Raw genomic sequence first — 17732 nt, 5'->3', positions numbered from 1 at the left:
GGCGGCGACAGCGGCCATTTGGTCGCCGTAGCGACAAATAGAGTCGCCGCCAACCACGAAGCCGGTGGGCGACACTAGCGAAGCCGCTTTCCGCGGGATACGTAGCGTCGCCCCCGTAGCGAAGAGTTTCGGCACACGCCGTGCTAGCACTGCTGACAGGATGCCGTCGCGTTGCCAGGAGGGTTGCCCCACGCCCAGCCCACGAGCCCTCCCATGCCCCGTCCAGTCTGGAAAGGCCACATCTCCTTCGGCCTCGTCAATGTGCCAGTCGTGCTCTACGCGACCGAACGACGTGCAGAGCAAGGATTCAAGCTCATTGATAGCCGTAATGCCGCCCGAGTGCGCTACGAACGCGTCAACGAAGAGACCGGCGAAGAGGTTCCCTGGGACCAAATCGTCAAGGGCTTTGAGTTTGAAGAGGGCCAGTACGTTCTCCTCAGTAAGGAAGAACTAGAGAATGCTTCCGCGGAGATGACGAAGGCGATCGAGATCGAGCAGTTCGTCGACCGTGAAGAGATTGGCATTCGCTACTTCGACCGCCCGTATCTCATTGCACCGACAGGAAAAAGCGAGAAAGGGTATGTGTTGCTTCGCGAGGCGATCAGCGGCGCTGAAAAGGCGGGGCTCGCACGAGTCGTCATTCGCGCACGACAGTATCTAGCTGCGCTTGTCGTTGAAGGCGATGCGCTGATCCTTGAGCTACTTCGCTACGCCGATGAGTTGCAAGCGATCGACGACTTCGAACTCCCCGGCAGCGATTTGCGCGAATACAAGGTAACGAAGAAAGAAATCGAACTGGCGTCGAAGCTGATCGAAGGAATGAGCGGCGAGTGGGATCCAGCTCAGTTCAAGGATGAGTATCGCAATGCCATCGATAAGATGATTCAGAAGAAGATCAAATCGGGGCAAACCGAAGCGATCACGGACATTGACGCGGATGAACCGAAGTCGGCGCCAGCGAGCGTCAACTTTATGGAAATGCTCAAGAAGAGCGTAGCCGGCGCTACCAAGAAAGGTTCCCCCAAACCGCGCACGAGTCGACGCACAGCCCCGCGGAAACGCGTTGCCAAGAAGAAGCAGGCGGGATAAATGAGTCTTGCCGAATACCAACGGAAGCGCGACTTCCGGCGCTCACCCGAACCAGCGGGCAAACGGACGCGGTCGCGAGGTGCATCAAAGTTCGTGGTGCAGAAGCATGCTGCCAGTCACTTGCACTACGACTTCCGACTGGAAATCGACGGCACGCTGAAGAGTTGGGCCGTCCCTAAGGGCCCTAGTCTCGATCCAGACGTGAAGTCGTTGGCCGTGCAGGTGGAGGACCATCCACTCGACTATGCAGATTTCGAGGGAGTCATTCCTGCTGGTGAATATGGCGGCGGCACCGTGATGGTATGGGATCAAGGCACTTGGCAGCCGGAGGGAGTGGACGATCCGCTTCGGCAATGGAACGCGGGCAAACTGAAGTTCACGCTGCACGGCAGCAAGCTCAAAGGAAGTTGGGCGCTAGTGCGCATGGGAGGGAAGGGGGGAGCTGACGGGAAGAACTGGCTGCTAATCAAGCACCATGATCGCTCAGCAAAGGCCACAGCTGACTTCGACGTTCGCGAGGAGAAGCCTCGGAGCGTCGTCAGTCGCCGGACGATGGAGCAAATCGCTGCATCGTCGGATCGAGTGTGGAGCAGTGGCAAAATGCAGCGTCGCAACCCTTCGTCACCTAGTCGGCCGACGTCGAAGGCTTCAGCCAAGCGTCAAACCACAATCCGTTTCGAAAAGATCGCGGGCGCTCAAGCACGGCAATTGCCGCGACATTTTAGCCCGCAACTCGCGACGTTGGTCAAACAGGCGCCCGAGGGCGAAGAGTGGTTGCACGAACTGAAGTTCGACGGATACCGCATCTTGGCGCGCCTCGCTGCCGGCAAGGTGCAATTATTTACCCGCAACGGTCACGACTGGACGCACCGCTTTCCGTCGCTTGCCGCTGCGGTGGCGGGTCTTCCGATAGGGAGCGGCATCATTGACGGCGAACTCGTCACGCTCGACGACAAGGGCGTATCCGACTTTCAGAAACTCCAAAATCAACTCCGGCACGGCGACGACAGCGGGCTCGCTTACTACGCCTTTGACTTGCCATTCGCCGAAGGCTACGACCTGACGAACGCAACGCTTCTGGATCGGAAGAAGTTGCTGCAAAAGGTTATCACCCCTACGGCCGAAGGCATCATCCGCTTTAGCGAGCATATCGACGGAAACGGCGATGAGGTTTGGCAGCAAGCATGCAGCGGCGGCTTGGAAGGAATTATCAGCAAGCAGGCAAAAGGACGGTACGTATCGGGGAGAGGCTCGGGATGGATGAAGGTGAAATGCGCTCAGCGCCAAGAATTTGTCATCGGCGGCTTTACACAAGCCGAAGGCTCGCGCAAAGGCTTTGGGGCATTACTGCTGGGATATTACCAACGGGATAGGCTTCTCTACGCCGGCCGCGTTGGTACCGGATTCACGCAACAGTCGCTGCGTGACATTCATGGGGCGCTTGCGAAGCGAACGCGAAAGACTGCGCCATTCGCCGTCCCGCCAACGGGTGCCGAGGCGCGCGACGTTACATGGGTAACTCCAGAGTTGGTGGCTGAGGTGCAGTTCACCGAGTGGACGGACGACGGTCACCTTCGTCACCCGTCGTTCCAGGGACTGCGCGAGGATAAGCCGCCAACTTCCATCAAACGCGAGAAACCGATGGCAACCGCAAATCACCGTGATCGCAAGGCGACTTCACCGAAACGGAGCAATCGGCGACCATCTACCACCACATCGACTCGCCTCGTCGTCCACTCCGGCTCCGGCGATGCGAAGGTTGCAGGGATCACCATCACGCATCCCGACCGCATTGTCTTCCCCGACATCGGGCTGACGAAACTCGCGTTGGCGGAATACTACGAACGAGTCGGTGCGTGGATCTTACCACATGTCGCCGGTCGACCGCTCACATTAGTTCGCTGCCCCTCGGGCCAAACGGGGCAGTGCTTCTATCAGAAGCATCTCAACGACTCGATGCCGGATTCAGTTAGAGGGATCGCCATCCGAGAGAAGATCGGAACCGATGAGTACGTGGTCGTTGATGACCTGCCGGGACTGATTTCACTCGTACAGTTTGGCGCGATGGAGTTCCACCCGTGGCCAGCTCGCGAGGATCGAGTCGAACGCCCCGATCGCCTAGTGTTCGATGTCGATCCCGATGAAAAGGTGAGCTGGGCGGCTGTGCGTCAGGCGGCGCTCGATGTTCGCGACTGCTTGGAGTTGCTCGGACTGCAAAGCTTCCTACGGACTTCTGGCGGGAAGGGCTTGCATGTCGTGGCGCCGATCGAACGCCGCAGTGACTGGGACGAAGTAAAGGCGTTCGCGCGTGGCGTGGCCGAGTTGATGGTTCGAACTGCTTCCGATCGTTACGTCGCCAACATGAGTAAGGCGAAGCGTCGTGGGAAGATTTTTATCGACTACCTCCGCAATCAGCGTGGAGCGACGGCGGTGGCGTCATACTCAACCCGCGCCCGCGAGGGCGCCCCGGTGGCCACGCCGTTGAGTTGGGAAGAGCTTTCCAAATTGCAGTCTGCGGATCAGTATGTCGCTACAAATCTCGACAGTCGGTTGGCGCGACTGCGGCGCGATCCGTGGGATGAATTCTTTAGCGTCCGCCAATCGATCTCACGGAAGGCAATCTCACAGCTCAAGTAGGCGAAGATCTTGCGTAAGTGCGGCGCGGCCTATGCAGATGGCTCATTCGTCTCGAACATGCCGATGTGCTGCTGCTTCAGACGCTTATATATCGCGTGTTCGCGTGCCCGCACATACTGTTCGTAGAATACCACCGTCGCTTCCGCCTTCTCGAGATCGTTCACACGAGGCAGAATCGCTCCGGTCGCAAGGTCGTATTTGTTCCCTCCCGTGTGGTTGGCGTACCGTCTCGCTCTAGTCTAGCCCATTCGCAGGAACTTGCGCGCCATGTCAGCTCCCGGGAAGTCTCCCGCCCTCAAGTAGGCGCTAAACATCCGTCCCATCCGTCCCCCCGCCTACTGTAACACGTGAAATCGTGCCAAGCCCCGAACTCTTAGTTGATCAGTGAGGCCGCGTAGGCAAGTCTCCATCGCTCCACTTGAACATGCTGCTGTAGAGCACGCGCACACAACGCATCGAAATCGTGGGTTTGAAGTATCTGGTTGCCCGGCGCAATCGCTAGGAGCGCCTTCCACAATGCCAGCTTGCCGAGGATACCAATGCTCAGCAGTTCCAGCGACTCGAAGATACTGAATCGATCGTCGTCGATCTGCAACTTCGCACGACCCACCTTCTGAGCGAGCCACGCGGATGCGTCCTTGAGAATGCTACGTTTCGCGTCCAGCTGCGAGAGGATCTGCTCCACAACGTGCTCGTCCGATTCAATCTCTTCCAGCAAGTTGCCTGCGAACCCCGCCAGCTCCTTGTCGTAACTCTGAGCCGCCATATCGGCGAGTAGAGACGTGGCGAATTGAGCACCCGCAAGGTGGTCGTGGAGATAGGTTTCCAGATTACCTGGCATCAACCGGCTCCTATTCGAAATCCAGGGCGGGGAAACGGCGTCCGTAGCACCGACATTCGCTCAATCTGTTCGCAGCTTGGAGCGGCGTCCCGCTCACTTCAATGCAAGTGCGGCGCCGCTTTCCCTCAACTCCAGCAGCATCTCTCGCCACCCTTCGCGGCTAGCCGGTCATTGTAGTTAGCCGAGAAAGTGGAGGCGGGCGGCGATGGATGCGGCGATTGACCGTTAACGTATCTCTAGTATTGCCTGGATTTTGTCCTCGCCAGTACACTGGACGCACGTTTAGTGCGACGAAGGAACGATGGGACTGGCGTCATGGATGTTACAGCGCTAATAGAACGCGTGAAGATTCGGCGAGATTACGCCGGGCAGTTGGAGCACATCGAAACGCTGCCGGAACGCGTTGGTAAATATGCGGAACCGTCCACGCCACTGGCAGTGCCGCTTCGGCGTATGCTCGCCAACCGCGGCATCGATCGTCTCTACTCGCATCAGGTTGCCGCCTTGGAGGCCGCCCGCGCTCGTCGCCACGTTGTCGCAGTCACAGGAACGGCTAGCGGCAAAACGCTCTGTTACAACCTTCCCATTTTGGAAACGGCGATTACCGAACGCGGCGCGCGAGCACTCTATCTCTACCCCACTAAAGCGCTAGCGCAAGACCAACTGAAGGTGCTGCTGGAATTGAAGTCCGCAGACCCAGAACTTGCGGCCGCTATTCGTCCTGGCGTCTATGACGGCGACACGCCCACCGCCCAGCGGCGCCGGATTCGCAACGAGGCGAATTTGGTGCTGTCGAATCCCGACATGCTCCATGCGTCGATTCTCCCCTACCATCCAAAATGGGCCGACTTCTTCACGGATTTGCGGTGCATCGTCATTGATGAGGTGCACACGTATCGCGGCATCCTCGGCGCGCACGTTTCGGCAGTGCTCCGGCGGCTGCTTCGAGTTTGCCGGCACTACGGTAGCTATCCGATTTTTCTGGCGACCAGCGCAACGATTGCTAATCCTGGCGAACTCGTCAGTAAGTTGATTGGCCAGCCGGTGGAGGTAATCGACGACGATGGTTCGCCCCGAGGTCGTAAGTACTTCGCCCTGTGGAATCCGGCGCCGTTTGGCGCCGACGCGCTCGCTCGACGGAGCGCGAACGATGACGCAGTGATGTGGCTCGAAGAAACAGTTGAGGCGGAGGGGCAAGCACTAGCGTTCACCCGCACGCGGCAATCGGCAGAACTCATCCACCGCTACCTCCGTGATTCACTGGATGCGAAGCGGTCCAAGCATGCCGACAAAGTTCGAGCTTATCGCGGCGGGTACTTGCCAAACGAGCGCCGCGAAATCGAGCAAGACTTGTTCACCGGCCGGCTCCGCGCAGTTGCGACGACTAACGCACTCGAACTGGGAATCGACGTTGGCTCGCTCGACGTAGCGATTCTCGTCAACTACCCTGGCACGATCGCCAGTTGCTGGCAACAAGCGGGGCGTAGCGGTCGACGTCATGATGAGAGCCTGGCTGTACTGCTCGCTGGCAACGATCCCGTCGATCAGTACCTTCTCCGCCGTCCGGAGTACTTTTTCGCTCAATCGCCTGAGCACGCGGTCGTTGATCCCGAGAATCCCTACGTGCTCGCCCGGCATCTCAAAGCCGCCGCGCAGCCGATTCCGTCGCACGCGACGTCGCGGCGACGATGAGCTGCGTTTCAAGAGGTAGCGGCAGATGGCATGGACATGTCGCTGCCAGACGGCGCCGGGCAATTCGAGGGTCGATACGAGAACGCACGGTCGCCGTCAGGCACACGACGGAGAAGGCGCTCTATCTATTGCGAGAATGCCGAACAAGTCAGGCGAGCGCACCTCTCTCTAGTGCAGATGTGCCGAGCTACTGCACTCCTTGCGGGTAAGCAGAATAAACGTCGAAAAATCGCCGATTCGCGAGCTGCAGTGATTCACTCTGCCGTTTTTAAAAAAAAAGATCTCCGTGGCGCTGCAAGATTTGAGGACTGCGGCGACATACGCTCCGCGTACCCACTTCACTCCACGGAGGTTTCTTGCTTATGAAAATCAAGCTTGTGTTAGGCTGCGCGACAATCGCTTTTGCTTCAATGCAGGGGGCATTCGCGCATACGTCGATCTACACCACCACCTTGAGCGGCCCCAACGAGTTTCCGGCTAACCCATCGCTGGGAACGGGGACTGCGAAAGTCACCGTCGACTACGACCTGCTCACAATGCGAGTGCAAGCGACGTTTAGCGGGCTAACTGGTAACACGACGGCCTCGCACATTCATGGCCCCATTCCGGATCCGCCGGCTAACCCGCTTGCCGGGGTCGCGACGCCGACGCCTTCGTTCCCTGGTTTTCCGCTCGGCGTTCAGTCGGGAAGCTATGATCAGACGTTCGATATGACGCAGACATCGAGCTTCAACCCAGCGTTCGTCACGGCGAACGGCGGTACGGTCGGTTCGGCGATGAATGTATTTTTTGCCGGGCTCGATTCCGGCAAGATGTATCTCAACATTCACACGACGAACACGCCGGGCGGCGAGATTCGAGGCTTCTTCACTCTTGTGCCAGAGCCTTCGGCGTTCGTTCTAGGCGCCATCGGACTTTTGACGAGTGTTGCGTTCCGCCGACGAGTACCGTCAATCACCTAGGAGCTATTTCTTCTTCGCCGTCCACGAAACCGGCCGGCGCTTACTACAGCGACAAACGCCACGGTAAGCGTCGCCGGCTCTGGAACAGCGACCACTGGCGCAGAAGAGCCGAACGCTCGTTGCCAAATCAGGAAATCTGCTCCGTCGGTGTCTCCATCGCTATCGGCGTCTGACTCTTGATTGACGCCGAAATCGCCTTTCCAACGCTCAAGATCGGACCCATCAACGACTCCATCTTTGTTGAAGTCGCCAGCGAGGCTTGGCCCCTGGAGCATGAATTCGAGGCTGTAGCTGACGACATTGTCGGTATCTTGAATCAGCAGCGTATACTCACCGGCGGCTAGTGGTCGCGCAAATCCAGGCGTGAAGGGAGCCACGCTCATGCCGATGAGCAAGTCGGCGCCCACGCCGGAGCTTCCTTCTGCGGCGATGTGGCTCCAGCCCAAAAGTTTTGCCGGATCGACGTCGAAATCGAGTCCCGCGGTCCAGGATGTTCCCGCTCCCAGGCCGATGAAGGAGACGGCGTTAAATGGGTTGACGTACGACGAGAGCCTCAGCGACGTTAGCCCACTCCCAACCGGAATCGAAAAGTGAACCAGATCGAAATCGCCCGCGCCAGCGCTGCCGGCGACGAGATTCGATCCCACGCCGAGAGCGAGCGTAGTGGGAAGGGTTGGCGTCCCAGAGAGGTCTCCCAGCATAGTTTCGTCGTAATTTGCGCCGATCGTCGTTCGTGGCGCGAGAAGCAGACTGGACATCAACAACGGAGCGATAAGAGAGCGGCGACGCATTGGTTTTGGCCCTGAAAGTTTCTCGGAGTACCGATAAAACTATGTCGCTATGAGTCACAGGCATTGCACGCACATGCCGACAACGCCTTTTACTAGCGACGAGTCGGCGTCAGGGCGCCGCTCATCGCGTGTACGCACGCGATAGGAAAGAGATCATTCGTTACCAGAAATCGTCGATTTGGCGCGATAGATTTCTAGATCGATCTGATCTTCCAGAAACTCAACATGTCCATCGCCGAAGGCGAACAGCGCACCGCCAGGATGGTAGCTTCCCATGGCGCCGTTTTGGCGCTCGTACGAGGTGCCCTGGCCAGGCGGAGTGTTGACGGCGTACTCCGTCGTGCGCAGGCAATCAGCATTCAAGCGGGCGTAGGTCCATGTGTTCGAAGACTCCCAAATATCTGACATAAGGACTTCGCCGAGTAGCATCGTCTGGGATAATCCGTCGCCGACCTCGCTTGCGCGTCGCGGGAGCACGTAGAGGAACATGCCGTCGTTTTCGTATTTGGCAACGGCCCGCAACGCCGCAGGCCCTTTCGTTCCTTGGACGAAGCAATAGCTACCGGTGGCGGCTAGGACGGGAGCGTAGACTTCGCTGATGGCCGTCGAGTCGTCGCTTGGGCAAACGAAGATCGAAGGGCGCTGCATGACCCCTTCAGCTTTTTCAGGACTTGAGAACCAACCCAGGTCGTCAATGTTGCGGTTCCATAATCCTCCCTGACTCACGTTAAGTTGCGCGTAAAGCGGCTGCTGTTCCAGGTGCGGAAGGAGCGTCACAAAGCCGCTCGCCGCTGTCTTGCGGGCAGCAGGCAGTCCTGGCGGACAGGCTGAAACGCCGGTCGTGTCGTCGCAACCAACCCGTCCTGCCGGGAAGTGGCGGATCGCAGCCTCGTACTCAGCCGTCGCTAAAGACAACTGCCGGAGATTGTCGCCGCAGAGTTGGCGCCGCGCGGCTTCTCGGGCCGCTTGAATGGCAGGCATGAGGATCGCCGCCAAGCTGCCAATAATCGCAATGACTACTAGCAATTCAACCAGCGTAAAGCCTCGCTTCCCACCGACGTTTCGCCCCCGATCAGCGTTTGTCGTCGCCGTGGAGTTTTTCATCGCAGGCACCGCCGCAACTGTCGCTGTTCGCCCGCGTTAGCGGTGGAGCATGTCGAGACACCTTTCCGTCAGACTAGCAGATTCATCGTTGAAATGCAGGTAAATTCGCCTGCACGGAATTCTGCAAGATCGAAGGCGACTGGGCACATAAGTACGGCGGATCGATAGAATTTGGGCAATGACCCTACCGAGCGACGCCACAGCAGAAGTGCCCGCCGGGGTTCCTGACATGACGGACCCCGTCGTTTTTGCTGCGCATTTTCAGGACGTCTATCGTCGCTTGACGCTTGTCGCGGCGGGCGTCACTGGAGAGCGGCAGTCTGCTGAAGACATCGTGCAAGAAGCAGCGATTGTCGCGTTCGAGAAGATTGAGCAATTTGAACCAGGCTCCAGATTTTCTGCATGGATGGCGGAAATTGTGCGACGGTGCGCATTGAACTATCGACGTAAAGTTCAACATCGGCGGACGTACTCCACCGATCCGGCGATTATCGCGGAAGTGGAAAGCGACGCCTCCGTCGACAAGCGATCGCCGATCGCCAGCAACGGCGGCGAGCTGGTTCCCGACCAGACGGCTTTCGACGACCAAGTCGCGAGCGCACTCCAAACGCTCAGCGCCGAGGCGCGCTCTTGCTTGCTACTCCGAGTCATTGAAAATTTAACGTATGCGGAGATCTCCGAACTGCTGGGCATCCCGGAAGGGACGGCGATGAGCCACGTCCATCGGAGCAAATCGGCGTTGAGAAAGCAGCTTTCTGAAGAGCCTCAAGCGAAGCGTCAGCAGCGATAATTCTTGCTATGTCCCAGAATCAAGCACAACCCGACGACGAATTGCTCGAGAAATTTCTCGACAACTTGATGAACGATGACGAGCGCGCGTCGTTCTCGGGGGCGCTGCAAGAGAATCCGGCACGGCAGGCGGAAGCGAAGCTCCAGCAGCGCATCGACGATTCGCTGCAGCGAATGTTCGCCATCACAACGCCTCCAACCACTAATCCAATCATTACGCCGACGCTAGATGCGAAATCTGGCGAGCGCCTCGCGAGTCGGCCTGTTGGCCAATGGCGGCGAGGCGCCGTTGTGGCATTAGCTGCGTCATTGATGATCGCTGCCGCGCTGACCTTGGCGTGGCAGAGCGCTCGGCGGGGCGGCCTCGACGTCGCAGCGCGGCCGCTGGTTGATATCTACCGCAATGCCGTAACGAGTGGTTTCGAGCCGACGTATGAATGCCACGAACCCGAGCGGTTTGCAGCGACGTTCGAACGTCGACAGGGCGAACCGCTGCGATTGCTCGAACTGCCCGCTAACATGCGCATGCTCGGGTTGGCGTACACGGGCGGCCTAAGCCGTAATGCTACCGCGATGTTGGCGTACGTTGACGATGCGCCTGTTATGGTATTCGTCGATCGATCAGAAAACGATCTGCAGCAAGCAGTTCAAGAGGCGGGCGGTATCCATGTATTCCGCGAAGAAAGGGACGGGTTGGTTTTCTACGAAGTAACGCCGTTGGAGTCGCCGCGGGTGACTCCCTTTCTCGCTAGAGCAACTGAAAACGCCCCGTAGCAAATTTGCCGGGCGAGCTGTTCTGGCGTGAGCGTAGGGCTTCGACCTACTTGCTGAACGAACGTCCCTTCCCTTTGGTGTGCAAGATTCTTCGCCCGTCAGCACATTCTTCATTGCAACGCCGAGAGGTCTTGTCATTCAGCAGAATCTACTAGGGGGGGCTGCCATGCGCCGGAGCAGTGCATGCATCGCGTTGACTGGGGTAATCGTCGCTCTTGCAATGCAGAGCGAGAGCGCTGCTGCGCCCTACACGACTCCGATCGCCAAGGGAGCGATCTCCGTACGACTGGAGCCCGTGGCCACAGGAATGGCGGCTCCGGACTACGCGATTAGTCCGCCGCATGATGCTGCGAGATTGTTCGTCGTCGAACAGAGCGGCCTGCTGCGAATCATCCAAAACGGCGCACTACTGCCCGGCGCAGCGCTCGATATAAGGAGCAGAGTGAGCCCCCCCTTCAACGCCGGCAATGCGAACGATGAGCGGGGGCTGCTTGGGCTTGCGTTTCATCCTGGTTTCAACGACAGCGCGAGCGCCGGCTATCGCACGCTTTACACCTATGCAAGCGAGCCGATTCTAGCCGGAACCGCGCCCACGTTCATCGCTCCGAACAACGCGACGCAGGCGTACAAGAACGTCGTTAACGAGTGGAAGGTCAGCGCCGCGGATCCTAATGTCATCGATCCGGCTTCTCGGCGTGAAGTCGTTTCCTTCGGCAAGAACGCAGGCAATCATAACGGCGGAACGCTCGCCTTTGGGCCCGACGGCTACATGTACATCGGGCTTGGCGACGGCGGAAACGCCAACGACACGGGCGCTAGCCACATCGAACCGGGGGGAAACTCGCAAAATCTTTCGACGCCGCTGGGCAAAATGCTGCGGATTGATCCGGTGAGCCCCGCGCTGACTGCAACCAGCGGCGACGCCGTTAGCGGCAACGGTCAGTATAGACTGCCGACGACGAACCCCTTTCAAGGAGCGAATCAGCTGCGAGAGATTTACGCCTATGGATTTCGCAATCCCTATCGTTTCGCCTTCGATGCGGCAAACGGCGAGTTGATCCTGGCGGACGTTGGGCAAAACAGCATTGAAGAAATCAATCGCATCACGTTGGGAGGCAATTACGGCTGGGCCGTCAAGGAAGGGACGTTTCTGTTCAATCGCTCCAACGGCGCGATTGGAGCCCCTCCAGGCAACAACAGTCCTGGGTCGCCCGCGGGGATGATCGATCCCATTCAAGGAACTCTCGGAACTCTGCAATACGATCACGGCGACGGAATTTCGATCACCGGAGGATTCGTGTATCGCGGCTCAGATATCCCAGCGCTATTTGGCAAATACGTTTTCGGCGACCTCGCGCTGCGTGGGACGCCCATTCGCGCTGACGGGCGGTTGTTCTACGCCGATTTGAGTACGGGAGTGATCAATGAATTTCGCATTCCTCAGTTCGCCAATGATCAATTGCCTAATGGACTGACGGTGCATGGATTCGGCCAAGATGGCGAAGGCGAACTCTACGCGCTGGTGACGAACACTCCCGCCAGCGGCGCCGGAGGCATCGTCTACAAGTTCGCCGCGGTTCCTGAGCCCACCGCTTTGCTGATGGGCTGCTTGGCGGGACTTGCGATAACGCTCGCACGATGGCACCGGCAACAACCGGAATAGGGGCTCGAAATGAGTGGTCAACTCCCTTACGCCAATCTGGAAGGCGGCCCGGTGAACTACTCCCTGTCGATGTACGCGCAAACGGCGTTGAATCTCACCAACCCGGACGAGTTTGCCAAGACGACGTTCGCGGACATTCATTATTCGTCGACGCCGGTTCGCGAACCAACCGCCATCGTGATGGCGGCGCTCACTTCGCTGCGATTGATCAGCATTCGCCGCACCCGGGGGTAGTATGGGCTAGGCGACAAGCACACGCATAGGGCTCCTAGCGGATTCGCGAGGAGCGCTTTTTCGTTGAGATACCGACTGTCTCGAACGCAAGCGTCGCCACTGTAACCACCGCTCCAAAGCCTTGGAATCCGACAAGGAAGCCAACGCCTAAGCGGAAATCGGACGATTCCAGTCGGAAACGACATTGCATTGGGCATCGGCGCCTGTCGATTTGGCGACGTCACGCGCCAGCGAGGCCACATGCGCGTGATGGGTGAAGAGCAGGACCTGAGTCCGCTTCGATAGTTCCAGCAACGCTTCGAGCGCTGCGGCAGCGCGTTCGTCGTCGAAGGTCAAAAGTACGTCGTCCACTATGAATGGAATTGGTTCGTGTCGCTGGAACCAGTGTTCCAACGTCCCTAGCCGCAGCGCAAGATAAAGTTGATCACGCGTGCCTTCGCTCATCGCTTCCACTGGCAGCGGCATGCTACTCTCCCGGACGCCGATCAAGACCTCCTGGCCGGCATCGTCGTAATCCGAGCGAAGGCCTCTGAACGCATCGCACGTCAGCTTCGCAAAGTACCTCGAAGCCTCTGCTAGGACCGGCCCCTGAGATTTCTCTCGATATCTTTCCACCGCGAGTCGGAGGAGGCGGCTCGCTACCGTGGCAACGGCGTACTCTCGCGCATCATCCTCCAGTTGCCGCAGCAGAAACTGTCTTTCGTCGGCCTTCTCCGCGGCGGCTGCAGCGCCAGCGAACTGGCTGAGACTCCCCTTAAGATGCTCGATTGATTTGATCGCTTCGTCGCGCTGCAGGCCCAAGTCGGTAATCTTTGATTCCAACTCGTCGATTGCCGACTGCAAGCGATCCGCGTCTTCGGACTCCGCTTCAGCATTGAATTCATCGAGCGTCTTCCCGGCGCAGAACGGCAGGAGCTGATTCTCCAACTCCTTCAGGCTGGATTGCAGATTAGCCCTGATCGCGGCGTTCGCGATTGCGGCAGGTAAGGCAGCCAGCGATTCGCATCCCGCCTCCTGCAGCAGTACGTCGAGCACCGCCTGAGAAACTGCCAAGTCACTTTCCGCATTGGCCAGATTCTCTCGCTCAGTAAGCAGTTGCTCCTCTAATGATTTGGCTTGCTGTTGGGCCTCTTTGGCAGCAGCGAGGCGGGCGTTGAGGGTCGCCACGATCTGGGCTACTTGGCCTGCTGCTAGGTCAGGGGCTATGGTCGCAGAGAGTTCGACGGCGGCATCAGTAAATTCCTTGGCAGTTTTGTCGATTCCCCAAATTCGAGCCTTGTAACTGTCGCTGCTGTCCAAATCGCGGAACAGATCATCCAAATTCGTGAGGACAGCTTCCGCCTGCTCTGGGAGTGCGTTGGCATCGAGCCGCAGTGGAACTAATGCCGCGTTCCATTCCTGCTGCCAGGCGCCGAGTTCGGTTTGAGCGATTTCAGCCTCGCGCTCCGCGACGGCAATCTCTTCTTCAAGCCGATTCGTTTCCGCTTGAAAAGCGCTGTGCTCGTGCTGCAGGGCTTCCGCCTCGGCCACGCGCTCCGTCGCGCGAGTCAGCAGTGAATCGAAGCCGGAGCCCTGCGGCGGCTGAATGCCGCAGGCAAGAAGTTCGACGGAAAGTCGCGTGCAGAGCGCTTCGATCCCTCTGTCGTCGGCTGCGAGTGATTCGGCTGCTGCTGCAAATTCATTGCTGATCGCCAGCAGTTCCGCGTGCTTGCGGAGCCAAGCGCGCATCTCGCTGGGCGTCGTCGGCTGGATGCTTGCTTCCTTCCAGGCGTGACTCCACTCCGACCGCCAGCGTTCTTGCCGTGAGTCGAACTCTGCAGCCTCTTGGGTGATCGCTTCGGCCTTCCGTTCGAGAGCATGGAGTTGGGCCAGCAAAGCAGACTTCTTTGCCACGCGATCAGATTCGCGACGCAAGCGATCGACGAGGGCATCCGATGTACGGACGCTAGGTTCAAGCGAGGATGCCGCGTCGGCGCCCTCCGCCACGTCGCTAACAAACGCGGCGCTCGCCTCCCGGTCGATTTCCTGTCCGCTCAGCGCCTGCACTGCGATGCGAATTCCGCGATCGCGAACGGCTCGCGCTGTGGATAAGTCGTCCTCAGTAGGGACAGACTCGGTAAGCTCAAGGGTTTCCAGTTCCTGACGCAGCCGCTGCGTTTCAGACTGACAGAATGCTCTCTGCTCGTTTAGGTGCTTGGCAGTTCCCTCAAGCCCTCTCAGCGATTCATCAAAAACCTCGATCGTCTCGACGCTGGGAACTTTGAGTAAGCGAATTTGATCAAGCGAGCCAGCGCAAAAAGGTAGACGGGCAGCAGCGTCGTTCGCAGAGTCCTGCAATTTTTTAACGGCGCGTCGTCGCTCTTCTAGACGACGGTATGTTTCCACAGATGCCGTACCCGCCGCCACCACCTCTTTTAGGGAAGGTGCAAACGACACCGAAGGCATGCCAGCCTTTTTCTTCGCGCACGCTTCGAGTTGGCGCCGCAGTCGCTCGACCGCCTGTTGTTGCGAAGAGCAGCGTTGCGCGACCTCTCCATGCCGGTTGGCGAGCGCGCGAACACGGGCTTTTTTCTCGTCAGGCAGCCTTCGCTCGCCGGCGTCCTCAAGCGACAATGCCCACCCCAGTTTTTCAATCGACTGCTTAGCATTATCGCGAGCCGTTCGCTGTTGGCCCGCGAGAACGGCTCGGTCGGCAACCGCTTTCTCGTGACTTCCGAGCCGTCGATACAGGTCGTCAATCTTTACCGCGTTCTCGATCAGGCTGACCGGCACCTGAACGCCGTCGAATTTTGCTCGCAGGATTTCAATCTGTTTTTCTGCTTTAGCCTTAGAATTTGCCGCGAGGATTCCCTTCTCGCGAGCGGCCTGAAAACGCTTTTCCGCGTCGGCAGGCAACGAAGTTACATTAGCGAGCAAAGCCAACTCGCCCTTCCTCTGCTTCCAGGCGGCAAGCAGCGCAATTGCTGAGTGAATTCTACTGAGTCGCGCTTTCATCGACTCGGACTCGTCGAGTCTCGATTTCAGCGAGCGTTCTAATTCTGTGGCTTGCCGAAGTTCTTCTTCGCGGCGCGACCACTCTTCCGGCGAGCGCTGCAGATCGCGGATCTCGTCGTTCAGTTGCTTAATCTGGGAGAGGGTCGCATTGATGCGAGGGTTTCTTCCCAACGGTTTGTAGAGCGAACTAGCGGCTTCCTCTAGAACAAGCTGCTTCTCGCGTAGATGGGTAACGCCGCCAGCCGCGAACAGCAATTCGCCGATCCGGCCTTGACCTCGCACCACATCCTGGCCGCCTTCTCGCAAGCGGGCATGGTCAATTCCGAAAACCGTGATGAAAAACTCTTCGCTGACGCCCCCGAGCATCGATTGAAGCAGCGCTTCGTCAACGGGCTTATCGTCAGCGGCGTCTCTCAACGTCGTCGTGCGGCCTTTTCGCCGTACGCATTCGAGGCGATTTCCTTTCGAATCGACTAGAACTCCCCCGACCCGCAACTGCTGGTAGTTGTGAATGAAATCATCTGGGGTCTTTTGATCGAAGCCGAACAGCAGCGAGCGGACCGCTCGCAGAGCAGAGCTTTTTCCAGCCTCGTTCGGCCCGTAGAGGACGTTCATGCCAGGCTGCAGCGTTATTTTGCATGCCGTGAATGGCCCGCATGCAGTTAGTTGAAGTTGTTCCAGGCGCATGCCATCACCCCCTCAACTCGGCAAACAACTTGGCTTCCGCATCCGCAAGGATTTTTCGCCACCACTGAGGATCGGCGGTAGTGATCGCCTCTCTAATTTCAGGCGGAAGCTTCCGCTCAAGATCAGCGAAGTCGATCCCGAGTGCGCCGGCCGTATCTTCAGATGCCGCTAACTGAGCAACAATTGAAGCTACTTCGGCAAGCGGCGTGTCGTCGTCTTCGACGGCGGCGGTCTGTCGCGGCGCCGACAGTTGATAGATCACCTTCTCGACCCACAACTTTTCAGCATCGACGTCAATTGCGGTCGCACGAATGTCAGCGCTCCACTGCTTCGGATTGGCCGCAATGTCCGCGGCTAGCGGCGTTGTTCCAGTCAGTACGAGCCGAGTGGCTGTCAGACGATTCTCGGAATCTTGCACGACGCGACGGAGGGCATCGTCGAGGCGTTCAAATGCTGCGTTCTTCTCTTCGATGCCGTCAAGCGAAACCGTCGCGGTCGCCCAGCGCAGCACGTCGAGCGGCACAAACTCAGGCGTCGCCTCGTTTTCATCGTTCACGATGACGCGGAGGCATCCTTTCGCGCCGTCTTCTCGGATATGCCTCCCCTGGATGTTGCCGGGAAACGCGATGGTCGGCCTTCCCGGCAGAACTTCGCGCTGGTGAACGTGCCCCAACGCCCAGTAGTCGTAGCCGCTCTCTCGCAAGCAAGCTTCTGAACAAGGGGCGTAGCTCCCGTGTCCGTCGTGACCGCTCATGCTCGTGTGAAGCACCCCAATGTTGAACCATCCAGGAACGGCCGCGGGATAGTTCCGGGCTAGGTCGGCGGTAGTGCACTGGCTTGCGAAACTCTGGCCGTGAATGGCCACGTTTAATTTCTCGATGCGTTGAGTACCAGGATCGCTCGCCGAAAAGATGTGAACATTCGAAGGGAGCCGAAGACTGCGAGTAATCTTGCTCGCGGCGTCATGATTGCCCTGGACCCCGTAAACCGGGATCTCCGCCTCGCGCAGGCGGCTCATCTGCCGCACGAAGAACAATCCCGTGTCGAAGTCCTTCCAGTCTCCGTCGTACAAATCGCCTGCAAGAACGACGAAATCGACCCGCTCGCGAATTGCGTACTCAACGAGATTTTCAAGGGCTCGCCGACTAGCGCTCCGGATCTCGTCGATCGGCGCACCCTCATAGCGGTCAAGCCCTCGGAGAGGGCTGTCGAGATGGATGTCGGCAGCGTGAAGAAAGGTGAACGTCATGAGCCGGCACCATTGTCATTCTCCCAGATCGAAGATTCAAGGTGCGCCGGCTATTTCGACGAGCTACGGTCGTATTGCAGGCGGTTCCACGTTGCACGCCACAGCTTCACTAAGCAACACCTGACTATCAACGGCCTCGCAGCCGATCCGCGACAAAGCGGGCCGTCACGCCCGCACCGCACTCGGCGTGGCGCAGCTTCCGCTCGATTTGTCGGTGGAGGTGGAG

The 17732-nt window shown here is 58.6% G+C and carries 14 protein-coding genes and 2 pseudogenes; 9 read left to right on the top strand and 7 right to left on the bottom strand.

Annotated elements, in window-relative coordinates; genetic code table 11:
• The first annotated feature begins 213 nt into the window (after positions 1-213).
• Both ACQY7R_RS13830 and ligD read left to right on the top strand, forming a co-directional pair.
• Positions 214-1089: a Ku protein gene (locus ACQY7R_RS13830; RefSeq protein WP_428306176.1), complete on the top strand. Its 876-nt coding sequence runs from the start codon at positions 214-216 to the stop codon at positions 1087-1089.
• Positions 1090-3726 (top strand): DNA ligase D, encoded by a 2637-nt coding sequence (ligD, locus tag ACQY7R_RS13825; protein WP_428306175.1) that lies wholly within the window; start codon positions 1090-1092, stop codon positions 3724-3726.
• A gap of 29 nt (positions 3727-3755) precedes the next feature.
• Here ligD and ACQY7R_RS13820 read toward each other — a convergent pair.
• Together ACQY7R_RS13820 and ACQY7R_RS13815 are read right to left on the bottom strand one after the other, a co-directional pair.
• Positions 3756-4040 (bottom strand): annotated as a pseudogene (locus ACQY7R_RS13820) (DUF4385 family protein).
• Positions 4041-4099: 59 nt separating this feature from the next.
• Positions 4100-4570: a hypothetical protein gene (locus ACQY7R_RS13815; protein WP_428306174.1), complete on the bottom strand. Its 471-nt coding sequence runs from the start codon at positions 4568-4570 to the stop codon at positions 4100-4102.
• 312 nt (positions 4571-4882) lie between these two features.
• Between ACQY7R_RS13815 and ACQY7R_RS13810 the strand changes: the two genes are divergently transcribed.
• Together ACQY7R_RS13810 and ACQY7R_RS13805 are read left to right on the top strand one after the other, a co-directional pair.
• Positions 4883-6259 carry a DEAD/DEAH box helicase gene (locus tag ACQY7R_RS13810; protein ID WP_428306173.1) on the top strand — a complete coding sequence of 459 codons (1377 nt, stop codon included), beginning with the start codon at positions 4883-4885 and terminating at the stop codon, positions 6257-6259.
• Positions 6260-6621: 362 nt separating this feature from the next.
• Complete coding sequence (locus ACQY7R_RS13805) at positions 6622-7221, top strand: CHRD domain-containing protein (protein ID WP_428306172.1); 600 nt, start codon at positions 6622-6624, stop codon at positions 7219-7221.
• Here the strand turns inward: ACQY7R_RS13805 and ACQY7R_RS13800 are convergent.
• Both ACQY7R_RS13800 and ACQY7R_RS13795 read right to left on the bottom strand, forming a co-directional pair.
• A complete protein-coding gene (locus ACQY7R_RS13800) occupies positions 7218-7868 on the bottom strand; it encodes a hypothetical protein (RefSeq protein ID WP_428306171.1) in 651 nt (216 codons plus the stop codon). The two genes, ACQY7R_RS13805 and ACQY7R_RS13800, sit on opposite strands and share 4 nt — an antisense overlap.
• Before the next feature lie 297 nt (positions 7869-8165).
• A complete protein-coding gene (locus tag ACQY7R_RS13795; protein WP_428306170.1) occupies positions 8166-9116 on the bottom strand; it encodes a DUF1559 domain-containing protein in 951 nt (316 codons plus the stop codon).
• A 229-nt stretch (positions 9117-9345) separates the two neighbouring features.
• On the opposite strand from ACQY7R_RS13795, the gene ACQY7R_RS13790 reads away from it, so the two are divergent.
• The 4 genes from ACQY7R_RS13790 (at position 9346) to ACQY7R_RS13775 (ending at position 12576) form a co-directional block, all read left to right on the top strand.
• Positions 9346-9906 carry an RNA polymerase sigma factor gene (locus ACQY7R_RS13790; RefSeq protein ID WP_428306169.1) on the top strand — a complete coding sequence of 187 codons (561 nt, stop codon included), beginning with the start codon at positions 9346-9348 and terminating at the stop codon, positions 9904-9906.
• A gap of 8 nt (positions 9907-9914) precedes the next feature.
• Positions 9915-10679 carry an anti-sigma factor family protein gene (locus tag ACQY7R_RS13785; protein WP_428306168.1) on the top strand — a complete coding sequence of 255 codons (765 nt, stop codon included), beginning with the start codon at positions 9915-9917 and terminating at the stop codon, positions 10677-10679.
• A 220-nt stretch (positions 10680-10899) separates the two neighbouring features.
• Positions 10900-12342, top strand: coding sequence for a PQQ-dependent sugar dehydrogenase (locus ACQY7R_RS13780; RefSeq protein ID WP_428306167.1), 1443 nt, complete (start codon positions 10900-10902; stop codon positions 12340-12342).
• A 9-nt stretch (positions 12343-12351) separates the two neighbouring features.
• Positions 12352-12576 (top strand): hypothetical protein, encoded by a 225-nt coding sequence (locus ACQY7R_RS13775; protein WP_428306166.1) that lies wholly within the window; start codon positions 12352-12354, stop codon positions 12574-12576.
• Between the two features lie 147 nt (positions 12577-12723).
• Here ACQY7R_RS13775 and ACQY7R_RS13770 read toward each other — a convergent pair whose 3' ends face one another.
• Positions 12724-14622, bottom strand: a complete 1899-nt coding sequence (locus tag ACQY7R_RS13770; RefSeq protein ID WP_428308928.1) for an ATP-binding protein — start codon at positions 14620-14622, stop codon at positions 12724-12726.
• A 429-nt stretch (positions 14623-15051) separates the two neighbouring features.
• Between ACQY7R_RS13770 and ACQY7R_RS13765 the strand changes: the two genes are divergently transcribed.
• Positions 15052-15543 carry a hypothetical protein gene (locus tag ACQY7R_RS13765; RefSeq protein ID WP_428308927.1) on the top strand — a complete coding sequence of 164 codons (492 nt, stop codon included), beginning with the start codon at positions 15052-15054 and terminating at the stop codon, positions 15541-15543.
• A 96-nt stretch (positions 15544-15639) separates the two neighbouring features.
• On the opposite strand, the pseudogene ACQY7R_RS13760 reads toward ACQY7R_RS13765, so the two are convergent.
• Together ACQY7R_RS13760 and ACQY7R_RS13755 are read right to left on the bottom strand one after the other, a co-directional pair.
• Positions 15640-16257 (bottom strand): annotated as a pseudogene (locus tag ACQY7R_RS13760) (ATP-binding protein); the annotation flags it as partial.
• Positions 16258-16261: 4 nt separating this feature from the next.
• Positions 16262-17506 (bottom strand): metallophosphoesterase family protein, encoded by a 1245-nt coding sequence (locus tag ACQY7R_RS13755; protein ID WP_428306165.1) that lies wholly within the window; start codon positions 17504-17506, stop codon positions 16262-16264.
• Between the last annotated feature and the right edge of the window lie 226 nt (positions 17507-17732).

The sequence above is a fragment of the Lacipirellula sp. genome (genome assembly GCF_965279485.1).
In the GTDB taxonomy this organism is placed as follows: Bacteria; Planctomycetota; Planctomycetia; order Pirellulales; family Lacipirellulaceae; genus Lacipirellula.
This window is presented reverse-complemented; position numbering and strand designations above follow the sequence as displayed.

Coding starts and splice junctions, on each gene's coding strand:
- ACQY7R_RS13775 (WP_428306166.1), top strand. CDS start 12,352: ATGAGTGGTCAACTCCCTTACGCCAATCTGGAAGGCGGCCCGGTGAAC.
- ACQY7R_RS13790 (WP_428306169.1), top strand. CDS start 9,346: ATGACGGACCCCGTCGTTTTTGCTGCGCATTTTCAGGACGTCTATCGT.
- ACQY7R_RS13810 (WP_428306173.1), top strand. CDS start 4,883: ATGGATGTTACAGCGCTAATAGAACGCGTGAAGATTCGGCGAGATTAC.
- ligD (WP_428306175.1), top strand. CDS start 1,090: ATGAGTCTTGCCGAATACCAACGGAAGCGCGACTTCCGGCGCTCACCC.
- ACQY7R_RS13755 (WP_428306165.1), bottom strand. CDS start 17,506: ATGACGTTCACCTTTCTTCACGCTGCCGACATCCATCTCGACAGCCCT.
- ACQY7R_RS13805 (WP_428306172.1), top strand. CDS start 6,622: ATGAAAATCAAGCTTGTGTTAGGCTGCGCGACAATCGCTTTTGCTTCA.
- ACQY7R_RS13780 (WP_428306167.1), top strand. CDS start 10,900: ATGCAGAGCGAGAGCGCTGCTGCGCCCTACACGACTCCGATCGCCAAG.
- ACQY7R_RS13830 (WP_428306176.1), top strand. CDS start 214: ATGCCCCGTCCAGTCTGGAAAGGCCACATCTCCTTCGGCCTCGTCAAT.
- ACQY7R_RS13795 (WP_428306170.1), bottom strand. CDS start 9,116: ATGAAAAACTCCACGGCGACGACAAACGCTGATCGGGGGCGAAACGTC.
- ACQY7R_RS13785 (WP_428306168.1), top strand. CDS start 9,915: ATGTCCCAGAATCAAGCACAACCCGACGACGAATTGCTCGAGAAATTT.